General features: G+C 67.3%; 1 protein-coding gene. It reads left to right on the forward strand.

Going from position 1 to position 721, the window contains the following annotated elements:
- The coding region (locus P3H15_RS54260; RefSeq protein ID WP_276144864.1) for an SLC13 family permease at positions 1–721 on the forward strand (721 nt) is incomplete at both ends.

Below are 721 nucleotides of genomic sequence, written 5' to 3' on the forward strand. Positions count from 1 at the left end.
CCCGGGCGGCGGCCGCACTGAATGTCTCGCCGATCGACATCTTCGTCCCGATGATTCCGTCGATCGCCGCGGGCCTGATCGCAGTCCTCGTGCTCGCCTACTTCCTCGGTCGCAGCGAACGCAAGCGGGTCGGCCTGCTCACCCTCGACTCCGAATCGGTGGAGGAAGCGGCCCTCGTGGGATCCTCCGGTGGCACGGGCAAGACCCCGGACTCGGACAAGGCCGCGAGTGAGCCGGTGCGCCCGACGACCGGCGGTGGTGACGACGTCTCCGACTTCGCGGAACTGCCCGAGATCGGTGATCACCTCGAGAGGCCGAAGGCCCGCCCGAAGCTGGTGTGGATCAACTTCACGTTGACCGCCGCGGTGATGACGCTGCTCGTGCTCGGCACGCTCGCGCCGCCGGTGATCCTGATGCTCGGCGTCGGTATCGCGCTGATCATCAACTTCCCCCGGGTGTCCGAGCAGGCCGATCAGCTCAAGTCGCACGCGTCGAGCGTGGTGTCGGTGGTGGCGCTGGTCTTCGCCGCGTCGGTGCTCACCGGGGTGTTGTCGGGAACCGGCATGGTCGAGGCCATGGCCCAGTGGCTCGTCGAGATCATCCCGACCAGTTTCGGCCCGCACCTGGCCATCGTCGCCGGCCTGTTGAGCCTGCCGCTGACGTTCTTCATGAGCAACGACGCCTTCTTCTTCGGTGTGCTCCCGGTGCTCAACGAGACGGC

The organism is Rhodococcus sp. T2V (assembly GCF_029269925.1).
Taxonomy (GTDB): domain Bacteria; phylum Actinomycetota; class Actinomycetes; order Mycobacteriales; family Mycobacteriaceae; genus Rhodococcus_F; species Rhodococcus_F koreensis.